Raw genomic sequence first — 13242 nt, 5'->3', positions numbered from 1 at the left:
TACGTTTTTCGTAAAGCAGAGCACGAGGAAATCCACGAACATCGCGAAGCGGCAAGTCATCCCGCCAGAAGACCAACGCAACCGCCTTCTAAGGCAGCAACGTCAGCGGGGCAGCCCTTTTATGTCTCGTCAGGAATTCGTCATGACTCAGTCTTACGGCGCAGCAGAAAGCACCTTCTCCACGCCCCTTACCGGAAAGGAGAAGCAGCTGATTAACCAGGCGGTGCAGTTGCTGGAGAGCAAGCTGTTCCAGCGCGAAGGCTGGATTACCGAGCCGAGCCAGGTGCCGGATTACTTGCGGCTAAAGCTGGCTGGCCAGCCGAATGAATTGTTCGGCATTTTGCTGCTGGACTCTGCCAACAAGATCATCGGGTTTGAAACGCTGTTTACCGGCACCGTCAATCAGTCCTCCGTTTTCCCGCGCCTTATCGTGCAGCGGGCGCTGGCATGCAACGCGACGGCGGTGATTCTGGTGCATAACCATCCTTCTGGATTTACCACGCCCAGTCACTCAGATCGCGTGTTGACCAAGCGAATCCAGGAGGCACTGGCGCTGATCGAGATCACCGTGCTTGATCACTTTGTGGTGGGGAAGGGGGAGCCTTTTTCGTTTGCGAAAGCGGGGCTGCTTTGAGTTGTTGGTAAGGGGCTACAGCGACTGGTTAGTCATCGATAGAGCGATGGATCTTCGCGTTCAGGGAGTAGTAGACTTCTGCTTTCGGCCAAAAGCAGTCCTTCGTATTCGTCCGCCTTCGGTCCAGAGGCTGTAAAACACTTTTGCATCTCAGGTTAGGGAATTCAGCGCGCTTCAGATTTCATTAAGGTTGGACTTCGATAGTGGCTCCACTGCCTAACCGCTGGAGAGAACGTCGATGATTGATGCCAAGTGGAATACCAGGATCGTTTCGCCACTATCCACCACGCCGACGAACAGCACTTTATGCCCGAATTGCTGGCCTTGTGTGACCGCCAGGGCGGGCGCAGCACCCTGTGGCGCAGGTGATCGCGCGAGTCGCTGACCATGCAGTGGCGTGCCCCGGCCGTGAGTTGGCGGATGAAGGCCGTCGCGGCGATATCAATGTTTTACTCAACGACGTTGAGCACACGCTCAATTGATGGCCCCTGACATCAAATAAGGAACGGCATGCGACTGCTGCTAGTGGAAGACGACATCGCCCTCGGCGAGGGCGTACGCGCCGGTTTGAAGGCCGAGGGTTATACGGTGGACTGGCTGCAGGACGGCGTCAGCGCCTTGCATGCTTTGCTCAGCGAAACCTTTGATTTGCTGGTGCTCGACTTGGGCTTACCCAGGCTCGGCGGCATTCAGGTGTTGCAGCAGCTGCGCAACAGCGGCTCAAATCTGCCGGTGCTTATTCTGACTGCGCGGGACGACACGGAAGACAGAATCGCCGGCCTGGACGCGGGCGCCGATGACTACTTAGTAAAACCCTTCGACCTCAACGAACTCAAAGCCCGGCTGCGCGCCTTGCTGCGGCGCAGTGCCGGGCGCGCGCAGACGGTGTTGGAACATGCCGGGGTAAGCTTGAACCCTTCCAGCCAGCAGGTGCGTTACGCGGGCGCGGTGGTGTCCTTAACCCCAAAAGAGTACGTCTTGCTGCATGAGCTGCTCTCCCAGCCGGGCAAGGTATTTACGCGCGAGCGCCTTACGCAACTGCTGTATGGATGGGATGAAGAAGCGGAGAGCAACACGCTGGAAGTGCACATCCATCACCTGCGTAAAAAGCTGTTTATCGGCCTGATCCGTACGGTGCGCGGCATCGGTTATTTGGTGGAGGGGGAATGAATTCGCTGCGCAACCGCATGCTGTGGATGGTGCTCAGTTTGCTGGTGGCCGGCCTGATAACCATCAGCCTGTACAACTACCGCGACAGTTCCCATGAAATCGCCGAAATCTATGATGCCCAACTGGCGCAGAGCGCTCGGCTGCTGCTGGGGATTGTGCATACGCAATTGCCGCAAGAGCAAAAGCAGCAACTCTATATCGAATTCAACGCCGCCCTAACCGAGGCTACGCCCCATCAAGTGGGGCACCCCTACGAAGGCAAGATGGCGTTTGAGGTGTGGGACCTGCAAGGGCATAGCCTGGTGAAGTCGGCCAGCGCCCCACCGATGGAAGCGGCGCCCGTCACTCCGGGCTTCTCCGAAATAGTGATAAACGGGCAGGGTTGGCACGGGTTTGTGCTCCCGGATTTAGAAACGGGCATGACTATTTGGGTGGGTGAGCATGAAGATGTTCGCCAAGACCTGGTCAACCGCATCGTGCGCCACACGCTGGTGCCCAAACTGATAGGTGTGGCGCTGCTCTCGGTGCTTATCTGGTGGGCCGTCGCTTGGGGGCTGCGACCATTGCAGAACATGGCACGGGTGATTCGGGGGCGGCATGCTGACGATCTGGAACCGTTGCAGCTGACGCCGCTGCCTAAAGAACTGGAAACCATGCAGGCGGCAATTAACCGCCTGTTGTCGCAGATCGAACATGCCATGCAGCGCGAGCGGCGTTTCATTGGCGACGCAGCCCATGAAATGCGCACGCCGCTGGCGATTTTGCGTATCCATGTGCAGAACGCTTTGGAGGCCACTGACAGCAGCCAGCGTGACGCTGCGATGCAGTTTTTACTCGGCGGAGTGGATCGCTTGACGCGGGTGGTCAATCAGTTGCTCGTTATGGCAAGGCTGGAGCCAGAAACCGCCCGCCATAACTGGCAACCGGTGGAGATCGACAGCGTGGTGCGCCAAACCCTTGCAGAACTCACGCCCTGGCTGTTGGGCAAGGGCTTGGAATTGTCGTTAGAAGTAGCCCCCGGGCACTACCACACCCATAGCGACGCCGAGGCCATCGCCATTGCCCTGCAGAATCTGGTCACCAATGCGGCAAACTTTTCCCCTGCTGCGGGCGAGGTGGTGGTGCTACTTAGCGAGACTAGCAACGGCTATCTCATTCGCGTGCGCGATCAGGGCCCTGGCATAGACAAGCAAAAAATCCGGCGCGCGTTCGAACGTTTTTACAGCTGCAACAACCCGTCCGGTGCCGGTCTGGGCTTGCCCATTGTTGAAACCATCGCCAAGCGGTTGGGCGGCGGCATTGAACTGGTGAATCACCCTGACGGTGGTTTACTGGCGACGTTGCTGGTTCCGCGGCATCACGAAGGTAGCGCGTGACACGGGTTCAAAGGGTGTCGCGCAAACGCTGCGCTGCGGCACTGAATTGCAAAGCGTGCACCTGACCCACCACCTCGGCAAAACCTTCCGGTGGCTGCGCAGCGGCCAGTTCGTCGACCAACTCGAGCGCGCGCATATTGCCCGCGTCCAGCAGCGCCAAGAGGGCGCTACGTTTAGCCTGCCAGACGTCTGCCGGCATCGGCGTGTGCGGCGTTGTCGCGCGGTGGTTGTCAGCCGTGCAGGTGGCCAGCCAGGTGTGTAGCTGCTCGACCGATTGCTGCAGAAGTTGCCCCAATTGGTGCTCTACGGCTGGACTGATAATGCCTTGTGCCGCTGGGGTTTTGAGCTGAGTTCCAGTTCGCCAGCGAGCTGGTACAGCGCCTTGGCGCCCATGCTGCCCGAGCTGCCTTTGAGGGCATGCAGCACCGCACATTGGCCTGCCGTGTCTTGGGTGTGAACATGCTGGTGCAGGGTGGCGAGCAGTGCGCTGGCATCCTCGCGGTATTCCACCAATAGCCGCCGCAGTAATTCGATATTCATGCCAAAGCGGCCAAGGATTGATGCGCCCTCTTCAATGATTGCTGCGCTCGGCTGCTCAGTGGCGCGAGGCGTTTGCGTCAGCTCGCTGTTGCTGTGCCCGGTCAACCGGCAAATCGCGTTGACCAACTGATGGATGTCGATGGGTTTGCCGACATGCTCGTTCATGCCCGCGGCTATGCATTGCTGCCGATCAGCCGCCGAGGCATTGGCGGTCATGGCCAGAATGGGGAAATTCGCCCCGTGCGGCTCGGCGCGAATACGCCGTGTGGCTTCGTAACCGTCGATGCCGGGCATTTGGATGTCCATGATCACGGCATCGAAAGGTGGCAGCGTTTCCAGCGCCATCGTCACGCCTTGCAGGCCATCCTTGGCCAGTTGCACCACGGCGCCTTCGCTGCTCAGCAACTCGGCGGCCACCTGACGATTAAGGGCGTTGTCTTCCACCACCAACAGACGAAGACCCTTAAGTCGGGTATGCAACGACGGTGGGGACGCGTCATTCGCGGCGAGTGGGACGTCGCCAGCCAGTGCCCGTTTCACGGTGTGCGCCAACTGCTGCGGGGTGACCGGTTTGGTTAGAAAATCAATAAAGGGCGAGTGGGCCACCTGCTGCATCTGGGCCAGCAACTCGCGGCCGTAGGCAGAAATCATCACCACCACGGGCTGGTGCCTGGATTCGCTGTCATCGTGGATCATTTGCGCCGCGCTAACGCCATCAAGGACCGGCATTCGCCAGTCCATCAGCACCACGTCATAGGGGTGCGTTTCTTGTACGGCGCGCACACGCTCCACCGCCTGACGGCCGTCGTGGACAACATCGGCTTGCCAGCCAAGGGCTTCAACGGTGTGCTGCATTAGCTCAGCCACTACCGGGTTGTCATCGGCAATCAGCACGCGCAGGTGGTGCTCGGTGGTCTCGCAATCGGCCTCCAGGGTTTTGCCCGGTTCCATGCCAAACGGCAGGTCAAACCAGAACCGGCTGCCCTGGCCCGGATTACTGAGTAACTCCAGCTGCCCGCCCATAAGCTCGACCAAGCGTTTACAAATCACCAAGCCCAGACCACTGCCCCCATAGCGGCGGCTGGTGGACGCTTCGGCCTGGGCAAAGCCGGAGAAAATATGCCCCCGTTGTTCCTGGGTAATGCCGATACCGGTATCGGTCACCGCGATGCGCAGCACCCCATTGGCGTCGCGTTGTTCCAGGCAGGTGATGCTGACGATCACATAGCCTTCGTGGGTGAATTTAAGGGCATTGCCGGCGAGGTTTATCAGGATCTGTTGCAGGCGCAGGCTGTCGCCCACCAGCACACTGGGCAGGGTGGGGGAGAGGTCAAAGACCACTTCCACTTCTTTGTCGCCCTGGTTGCCCGACAGCACCACCGCCAGGTTGCGCATCAAGGGCTCCAGCTCAAAGCGGTTGGTTTCCAGCTGCAATTTTCCGGCTTCAATTTTGGAGAAGTCGAGAATGTCGTTGAGCAAGCCCAACAGCGAGCTGGCGGCGGACTTGGCTTTGTCCACGTAATCGAGCTGGCGGGTGTTAAGGGTGGTGTGCAGAAGGAGCTGCAACATACCCAGCACCGCGTTTAACGGCGTGCGGATTTCATGGCTCATGTTGGCCAGGAAAGAAGACTTGGCGGCATTGGCCGAGTCAGCCTGCAGCTTGGCTTGTTGCAGTTCAGTGGTGCGTTCGGCCACCTGCCTTTCGAGGTCGGCGTAAAGGCTTTGCAAGGAGGCTTCCGTGGCTTTTTGCGCGGTGATATCGCGCACGGTTTTCGAAGCGCCGATGATCACACCCGTCGCGTCCCGGATGGGCGCTACCGCCACGGATACGTCCACCAGATGCCCGTCGCGATGCAACCGTTGGGTCTCGAAGTGGGCCACCCGTTCGCCGCGATTGATTCGCGCCAGAATGTCCTGTTCCTGAGCTTGGAATTGCTGCGGCACCACCAGCTCGGCCAAGCGATGGCCCACGGCCTGCTCGGCGCTGTGGCCAAAGATCATTTCGGCGCCTTTATTCCAGCTGGTCACCACGCCGTTGAGGTCTTTGCCGATGATGCCGTCGGAGGAACTTTCGACGATGGCGGCCAGGCGTGCCTGGTCGGCAAAAATATCCATCTGCCGCTGGCGCATGTTGCGCAGCATCACCAGCAGGCGGTCACCAGCACACTGATTAGTATGCCCAGCAGCAGCACCTGGCGCGGCGAGGTCTGGTTCAGGGTGTCGATAAACGCGGGGTAAGCCTGCATTTCCAGACGCCAGCGCCGGCCAAAGACATCGCGCTCCACGCTCTGGCTGGCCACCACCGGTTGGTCCGGGGCGACTGACTGGCTGAGGTAAAACGGGTCTGGTGTTGGGCTGTCAGTGATGTCGAACAGTTTCAGGCCCAGCCCCGTGTGGTAAACGCCGAGGTTGTGCAGCACTTCGTCAATCTGCAACGGCGCGTAACTCCAGCCAACGGCCGTGGCGTCGCGCACGGCAGCGTCGGCCGGGGTGACGGCGTCCTGATAAACAGGCAGCAGCATAAGAAATGCTTTCTCGCTCTCGCTGGCGCTTTTGAAAAACACGATGGGCGGGGTTAACTGCACGTCACCGCTGCGTACCGCTTGCTCAGCGGCTTTTTTGCGGGTGGGTTCCGAGGCAATGTCCAGCCCGATGCCGGACTGGTTAATCTCAAGCGGGGATATGTACTGCACCACAAAACGCTCGCCCGCATGGGGCGCGAATTGGTGGATGCTGAACCCGGGTTGGCCGTTGCTGCGCTGCTCGGCCACAAAGGCCGCTTCTTCGGCTTCGGGCACACGGCGGATAAACCCAAAGCCGCGGGCGCCAGGAAATTCGTGGGGAATGTCGCGGGTGCTGCTGTAGCGCTGAAAACCGGCAGAGGAGAAATGCTGTTGATCCGCTGCCTGGATCGCCCCGCGCAAGCCGCGCAGGCCGAATTGGTAGAGCTGCATGCGGCGCACCACAGCCTCGGCCGTTTCCTGAAGTTCGATGGCCAACACCTTCGGCGTATGGCGCTCGTTACTGCGTTGCGTATTCCAGGCAGCTGCCGCGCTAAGGGTGACGCCAACGGCAAACGTGACCGCGATCCATGGATTCATGTGGGGGCCTGAGCGGCGAGTGTCACGGCTGAGAAGGGTGTTGTTGCGTTAGAAAGCCAGTCATCTGCGCCGCGTTTGTCGGGCGGCTATACAGATAGCCTTGAATCACCGCGCAGCCTTTGGCCACCAGCAGGTCTGCCTGCTCTGCGGTTTCCACGCCTTCGGCCACCAGTTCCAAGTCGAGTGCTTGGGCAATATGAATAATGGCCTCGACTATCGCCAGGTCCGTGCGCTCTTCAAGCATGTCACGCACAAAGCTCTGGTCGATCTTCAACACATTGATGGGGAAACGCTTGAGGTAGGCAAGGTTGGAGTAGCCTGTCCCAAAATCATCGATGGCAATGCGCACGCCCAGTTGATGCAAGCGGGTGAGCGTATCGAGGGCTTGGCCGAAGTCGGTGACCAGCACCCCCTCGGTAATCTCCAGTTCCAGCAAATGATGGTGCAGGCCGGTGCTGGCCAATACGTCGGTAACCATTTGCAGGAAGTCGGCTTCGCGAAACTGCACGTAAGAGATGTTCACACTCACGCTCATGTTCAGGCCTTGATCTTGCCATTTGCGGCCATCCTCGCAGGCGCGCTGTAACACGAACTGGCCGACCGGCAGGATGAGCCCGGTCTCTTCAGCCAGCGGAATAAAATGCGCAGGCGGTACCGGATCGCCGTGAGGGTTAGGCCAGCGAATCAAGCTTCCACGCCCACCACCTGGTTCAGGCACCGGTTCACTTTGGCCTGGTAGTGCACCTCAAACGTTTCAACGTGAATGGCCTCGCGCAATTGGCGCTCCAGTTGGTGGCGGGCGCGCAGGTCATTTTCCGTATCGATACTGAAAAACCGCCAGCGGTGCCGCCCCTCCTGTTTGGCTTGGTACATCGCGGTTTCGGCATGGCGAAACAGCAGCTGAATATCGGCGCTGTCGTGGGGGAACACGCTGATGCCAATGCTCACATGCAGGTCGTGACGCTGGTTATCCAGCCAAAAGGGCTCGCTCATGGCATGCAGTACCCGCTCGGCAAAGGCGCTGAGCGCTGCCGAATGGGTGGCCTGCGCCACCAGAATGACAAACTCGTCGCCGCCGGGCCGGCTCAGGGTATCCCCGGCCCGGCACAGTTGCTTCAGCCGCGCGGCCATCAGTTGCAGCAGGCGGTCGCCGGTGGCATGGCCGAGGGTGTCGTTGATCATCTTGAAGTGGTCAATGTCCAACACCAACATGCCCACCAGGGTCTCGCCCTGATGGGCATCGATCACGCTTTGGGTGTGTTCGCGCAAATACAGTTGGTTGGGAAGGTGGGTAAGGGCGTCGTGGCGATGCAGAAAATTAAGTTTCGCGTGCTCGGCCAGTTTGCGCGCGCTGACGTCGGTCAGCAGCATGAGGATATCCGGGCGCTCGCTGCTGTTTCCCCGCGCAATCAAGGTGACCTGGGCGTAGCGAATTTCGCCACGGGGCGCTAACAACTCGATCTCAAAATTCAGCGGCGTGCCTTCGCGCAACGACGCCAGGTCGTTGGTTATAACGGCCACGTTTGTTTCACCCAGGGCGGCGGCCATGGACGCGCCTACCATCTGCTGCGCAGGAACCCCAAACCAACTGCCTTGGCGGTCGTTGCAGAACAGATTAATAAGCTCGTCGTTCCAGTAGGCGATAAACGCCGGAAGGTGGTCGAGCAGGTCTTCCAGGTCGCGCCTGGCCTCCAACAGTTTTCTAGTCTCAATGTGCAACTGCACGTGGCTATGAATGCGGGCGCGCGCCACCGGCACGTTGAGGGGTTTATGCAGAAAGTCCACGGCGCCGTGGGCCAGGGCCTGCAACTCGAATTCACTTCAGTGTGTGAGGTGACGAAAATCACCGCGGCATTTTTCAGCGCTGGGTCGGCTTTGAGTTGGGCGCACACCTCATAGCCGTCCATGTCCTGCATTTCAATGTCCAGCAGCACCACATCGGGCAAGCAGCGTTGAGCGAGTTCCAGCGCGGCCTTGCCGCTGGTGGCAAAGAACACCTCGCCGAAATCGCGTACCGCTTCGCGAAGAATTTTTATGTTGGAAGGTTGGTCATCAACGATCAGTACCACCGCAGGTTTGCCGCGCAGCTCCGTGAACATGGCATCTCCATCCAAGTAAAACCGGGACTTCGCTGTGAGGGTAGTTCAGTGGCCGCCTTTCGGTGGACTATCGTTGTGGCGGTTGGCCAAGCGATCAGGGAATGATCAGCCTTTGCGCCGGTACGCTTCAATATCTATTCCGTAGGTGCCCGAGCATTCCACCGCGCGCACGCGCAGTTCTCTGCCATCGCTGTCTTGGAGCGTGCGCGCCAGGTCGACTACCCGCTCGTGGCACGGCTGTTTGTCAGCGCCCAGCACCACCAGCAGGCGCGGTTTGAGTTTGTTGTCGGGCGGCAGCCAATGATGATGCCGACTTCACCGCTGCTCAGTTCGACGATTTCACCGGGCGGGTAGATGCCAATCAGGCGAATGAAGGTGCCGACTATGTCTTCGTCAAAATGGCTGCCGGCCGCTTCGAACAAAATGCGCAGCGCTTCCAGACTGGACTTGCCCTTGCTGTAAATGCGGTCGCTGTTGATGGCGTCATAGGCATCGACCACCGCAATAATCTTGGCGCTGTAGGGAATGCGGCTGGCTTGCAGGCCGCGCGGTAACCGTTGCCGTCCAGCCGTTCATGGTGCGAATACGCCACGTCTACCGTGGCCGGGGTGACCTGCTGGTTGCTGAGCAGTAACCGACGGCCGTGGTCGGCGTGCGCCTGCATGATCACCAGCTCGTCGGGGGTGAGGGCGCCGGGTTTGTTCAGAATTTCGCTAGGCACTTTGATTTTGCCCACATCGTGAAGCATGCCGCACACGCCGATTTCTTCGAGTTGCACCGGCAACATGCCCAGCTCGCGGCCCAGGGCGATAGCAAAGATGGTTACCCGCAGGGAGTGTTCGGCAGTGTAGAGGTCGCTGTTTTTGATGCGCGCCAACCACAGCAGCGCCGCCGGGTTGCGCAAAATGCTCTCCACGCATTCCTTAACCACGGCTTTGACCGCTGCAATGTCCAGCTCAAACCCCAAATGCACGGCATTAAGAATGCGCAGTGACTCGGCATGGGCGGCGTTCCAGGCGGGAAGTGCGGTGGCCAGTTCCTGAAAGAAATCCACTTTGCGAATTTGGCGTGTACAGATAGCGGCGCTACCGCCTGTGCAAACACCCACTCCTCGGCGCTGTGGGAGCGCTGCCCGTCCACCCACACGTAATCGCACGCCGCTTGCACGGCGCGCAGTTCGTGGGTGGTTTGCAGCAGAAACCCCTGAAACAAAAAGGCGGTTTGGCCCCAGGGGCGGTCCAGCTCCGTCACGTACATGCCAATGCGCAGCTGGTCGACTTCAATTTTATACGTTGATTGTCAGAAGTAGGGGGCATAAGGGACGTTCTGGGCGCCACGGCAGGGGTTGTCGTGGCGTCGGGCGCAGTATGTCGGGGGCAACCTTAAGGGTTTCTGAAGGTGGTTGCTGGCCCGGTTCTGGACGACACGCTGCAGCCTCAGACTAGCTTAAGGTTTCCACTCAACTCTGTCGTAGCCATTGACGACGCAGGGGGGTGAAGCGCTATGAGCGAGCATGAACAATTGTTGGTGCGCGCATTGGAGGGCGCGGGTAATGCGGTTCTGATCACGGACAGAAATGGGGTGATTGTCTGGGCGAACCCGGCCATGAGCCGGCAAAGTGGCTACAGCCTGGAGGAACTGATCGGCCATTCGCCGCGCCTGCTCGGTTCGGGGCAACCTAACGCGCAGCTCTACCGCCATATGTGGCAAACCATCCTCGCGGGTAAGGCCTGGCAAGGCGTTTTGGTCGAGCGAAACAAGGCCGGTGAGCTGTACACGGTGCAGCAAGTGATTTCGCCATTGCGGTGCGGGGATGGCGCCATCACGCATTTTCTCGCCATCCAGCACAGCAACGACAGTGTCGGGGGCGAGCGTGAGCACATGCAGCGCTTGGCCTTTAACGACCGGTTGACCAACCTGCCAAATCGGGCGCTTTTACTCGATCTACTGCAGCAGGAAATTGTCGACGCCTACTCTGCCAAGCGAGCGTTCACCCTACTGTTTATGGACCTGGATCGCTTCAAACAGGTGAATGACACCTACGGCCACATTGTTGGCGACAAACTGCTGGTCGCTGTGGCGCAACGGCTGCAGGGCACCATTCGCCGCACGGACGTGCTCGCTCGGCTGGGCGGCGATGAGTTCATTGGGCTGGTTGCCGAACTGTCCGGCGCACAACTCAGCCGTCTGATCGAGAAAATCACCCAGGCCATCTCGCAGCCCTTCGACATTGACGGCCACTCTCTGCACGTGGGTGTGAGCGTCGGGGTCAGCCGTTTTCCTGATGATGGCTCAAGCGTCGAGCAACTGCTGGATAAGGCGGACAAAGCCATGTACGTGGCCAAGCAGCGCAAGCGCGACTGAGCGGGTGGAAGTCATTTTGCCATCATCTTAAGTATTGCTTAAGCATTGCCCGTGAAAGTGCCTGCCAATGGCTCTTCACTACTATGCGGGCATGAGTCCACCTGCGTTGCGAACAAGAAGGCAGTAGCTATGTTACGAACACTAAATATCGCACCCCGTTCAGGCTTGGGCTTTGGTCTGCTGGCGCTCATGGTGTTTCTGCTGGGCGGCTTTGCCTTGCTGAAAATGGCTGAGTTGCGTGCTGACACCGAGGCAATTTCGGATAACTGGCTGCCGAGCATTGTCGCCTTGAACTTGATGGCGCAAGACACCTTGCGCTTGCGCACCGTCACCCTCCGCCTGGCGGTTAACCGCAGCGATGCAGATCAACAGAAAAACACCGACCGCTCCAACAAACTGATCACCGACTTGGCCGACCATCAGCGAGACTTTCAGGCATTGATTTCAGGCCCCGAGGAGCGCGCCGCCTATGAACGCTTTTCCAGCGCGTTGCAAAGCTACCTGGTGGAGCGGGGCAAGCTGGCCGAGTTTGCCCGGCAGAAGAAATTTGACGAGGCCATGGAAGTTTCTAACGGTTCCCTGGTGCCCCTGGCCGAAGCCGTCGCCAAAGAACTGGACACCATGACCGCGATCAACACCACGGGCGCCGACGCCGCCAACCTCCAGGCTGACGACGTTTATGCTAATGCCATCGCGGGCATGGTGGTGGTGATGGTGCTGGCCGGGATCATTACCGTGATTCTGGCCATGCTGCTCACCCGCAGCATTGTGCGGCCGCTGTTGCGCGCTGTAGGCGTGGCGCAAGTGGTGGCCTCCGGAGACCTCACCGAGCAGATCGAAACAGAGGGCACCGATGAACCGGCCCGCCTGATGCAAGCTCTGAAAACCATGCAGCAAAACCTGCGCAGCACCATTCAAGGCATTGCCGATTCCTCCAACCAACTGGCCAGCGCTTCTGAAGAACTGACTGCCGTGACCGAAGATTCCACCCGTGGCCTGCACCAGCAAAACGGCGAAATCGAACAAGCCGCCACCGCGGTAAACGAAATGACAGCAGCGGTGGAGGAGGTGGCGCGCAACGCCGTTATTACCTCCGAGGCCTCGCGCGACACCGACCGCACCACCCAGCGGGGCCGCGAGCAAGTGCTGCAAACCGTGAACTCCATTTCCAACCTGGCCGATGACGTCACCACTTCTGGAAACCAGGTAGAAGCATTGGCCAATCAGGTGCGCGATATCAGCAAAGTGCTCGACGTGATTCGCTCCATTGCCGAACAGACCAACCTGTTAGCCCTCAACGCCGCCATCGAAGCGGCCCGTGCCGGTGAAGCCGGGCGCGGCTTTGCCGTGGTCGCAGACGAGGTACGGGCGCTGGCGCACCGCACCCAGCAATCCACCCAGGAAATTGAGCACATGGTGGGTGGCATTCGGAAAGGCACTGATCACGCAGTCCACGCCATGCAAACTAGCACCGAACGCGCCCGCACCACCCTGGACGTCGCCCGTGCCGCCGGCACGGCGCTGGACGAAATCGCCGTGGCAATCTCCGCCATCAACGAGCGTAACCTGGTGATCGCCAGCGCCTCGGAAGAGCAGGCGCAAGTGGCGCGCGAGGTAGACCGCAACCTGACTAATATTCGTGACCTGTCCCTGCAGTCCTCGGCCGGTGCGAACCAGACGGCAGCCGCCAGCCAGGAGTTGTCGCGCTTGGCGGTGGGGCTTAATGGGATGGTGGCGCGGTTCAAAGTGTGAAAATCGTTATCAGCAGACAGTCATTTCTCCGGTCGCCCGCTGTTTTCTCTCACGCAAGCGTGCTAGTCGCATGGGTAGGATGCAAAGTGAAATCAGAACTAGGCTTGTTGTTGGCACTGTAGCTACATAACGATCGAAGGTCCGCTTTTGGCTGATTGCAGCCTGTGATAAACCCCAGCCACCAGCCAAAAAAATGAATGTTTTTA

General features: G+C 59.4%; 12 protein-coding genes and 4 pseudogenes. 7 read left to right on the top strand and 9 right to left on the bottom strand.

The features are described from left to right. Positions 1-142: 142 nt before the first annotated feature. The 4 genes from radC (at position 143) to AC0V2S_RS13345 (ending at position 3180) form a co-directional block, all read left to right on the top strand. Positions 143-634, top strand: coding sequence for a RadC family protein (gene radC, locus AC0V2S_RS13360; protein ID WP_475510170.1), 492 nt, complete (start codon positions 143-145; stop codon positions 632-634). Between the two features lie 356 nt (positions 635-990). Beyond that, positions 991-1116, top strand: coding sequence for a hypothetical protein (locus AC0V2S_RS13355; RefSeq protein ID WP_475510169.1), 126 nt, complete (start codon positions 991-993; stop codon positions 1114-1116). Between the two features lie 28 nt (positions 1117-1144). Continuing rightward, positions 1145-1804, top strand: a complete 660-nt coding sequence (locus tag AC0V2S_RS13350; protein ID WP_475510168.1) for a response regulator — start codon at positions 1145-1147, stop codon at positions 1802-1804. Then, the gene (locus AC0V2S_RS13345; protein ID WP_475510167.1) at positions 1801-3180 is read left to right on the top strand and encodes an ATP-binding protein; all 1380 of its coding nucleotides are present in this window, start codon (positions 1801-1803) and stop codon (positions 3178-3180) included. Before AC0V2S_RS13350 ends, AC0V2S_RS13345 begins: the two co-directional genes overlap by 4 nt. Positions 3181-3187: 7 nt before the next feature. Here AC0V2S_RS13345 and AC0V2S_RS13340 read toward each other — a convergent pair whose 3' ends face one another. The 9 genes and pseudogenes from AC0V2S_RS13340 to AC0V2S_RS13300 all read right to left on the bottom strand — a co-directional run bounded on the left by AC0V2S_RS13340 (position 3188) and on the right by AC0V2S_RS13300 (position 10204). Beyond that, positions 3188-3475, bottom strand: coding sequence for a hypothetical protein (locus tag AC0V2S_RS13340; protein ID WP_475510166.1), 288 nt, complete (start codon positions 3473-3475; stop codon positions 3188-3190). A gap of 50 nt (positions 3476-3525) precedes the next feature. Continuing rightward, a pseudogene (locus AC0V2S_RS13335) lies at positions 3526-5847 on the bottom strand (PAS domain-containing hybrid sensor histidine kinase/response regulator); the annotation flags it as partial. 14 nt (positions 5848-5861) lie between these two features. Further along, positions 5862-6821 carry a CHASE domain-containing protein gene (locus tag AC0V2S_RS13330; protein WP_475510165.1) on the bottom strand — a complete coding sequence of 320 codons (960 nt, stop codon included), beginning with the start codon at positions 6819-6821 and terminating at the stop codon, positions 5862-5864. A gap of 22 nt (positions 6822-6843) precedes the next feature. Further along, on the bottom strand, positions 6844-7509 hold the full coding sequence (locus AC0V2S_RS13325; RefSeq protein WP_475510164.1) for a putative bifunctional diguanylate cyclase/phosphodiesterase: 666 nt from the start codon (positions 7507-7509) through the stop codon (positions 6844-6846). Then, on the bottom strand, positions 7506-8630 hold the full coding sequence (locus tag AC0V2S_RS13320) for a diguanylate cyclase domain-containing protein (RefSeq protein ID WP_475510163.1): 1125 nt from the start codon (positions 8628-8630) through the stop codon (positions 7506-7508). The genes AC0V2S_RS13325 and AC0V2S_RS13320 overlap by 4 nt, the downstream gene beginning before the upstream one ends. A 65-nt stretch (positions 8631-8695) precedes the next feature. After that, positions 8696-8920 (bottom strand): annotated as a pseudogene (locus tag AC0V2S_RS13315) (response regulator); the annotation flags it as partial. A gap of 105 nt (positions 8921-9025) precedes the next feature. After that, complete coding sequence (locus AC0V2S_RS13310) at positions 9026-9181, bottom strand: hypothetical protein (RefSeq protein ID WP_475510198.1); 156 nt, start codon at positions 9179-9181, stop codon at positions 9026-9028. After that, a pseudogene (locus AC0V2S_RS13305) lies at positions 9139-9707 on the bottom strand (HD-GYP domain-containing protein). The gene AC0V2S_RS13310 and the pseudogene AC0V2S_RS13305 overlap by 43 nt, the downstream one beginning before the upstream one ends. Positions 9708-9742: 35 nt before the next feature. Then, positions 9743-10204, bottom strand: a complete 462-nt coding sequence (locus tag AC0V2S_RS13300) for a DUF3391 domain-containing protein (protein WP_475510194.1) — start codon at positions 10202-10204, stop codon at positions 9743-9745. A gap of 219 nt (positions 10205-10423) precedes the next feature. On the opposite strand from AC0V2S_RS13300, the gene AC0V2S_RS13295 reads away from it, so the two are divergent. The 3 genes and pseudogenes from AC0V2S_RS13295 (at position 10424) to AC0V2S_RS13285 (ending at position 13036) form a co-directional block, all read left to right on the top strand. Next, the gene (locus tag AC0V2S_RS13295) at positions 10424-11284 is read left to right on the top strand and encodes a diguanylate cyclase domain-containing protein (RefSeq protein WP_475510162.1); all 861 of its coding nucleotides are present in this window, start codon (positions 10424-10426) and stop codon (positions 11282-11284) included. Positions 11285-11413: 129 nt separating this feature from the next. Continuing rightward, positions 11414-11905, top strand: a pseudogene (locus tag AC0V2S_RS13290) (MCP four helix bundle domain-containing protein); the annotation flags it as partial. A 78-nt stretch (positions 11906-11983) separates the two neighbouring features. Beyond that, complete coding sequence (locus AC0V2S_RS13285) at positions 11984-13036, top strand: methyl-accepting chemotaxis protein (protein WP_475510193.1); 1053 nt, start codon at positions 11984-11986, stop codon at positions 13034-13036. Positions 13037-13242 lie beyond the last annotated feature (206 nt).

This window comes from Pseudomonas sp. CC11G (assembly GCF_056174845.1).
This window is presented reverse-complemented; position numbering and strand designations above follow the sequence as displayed.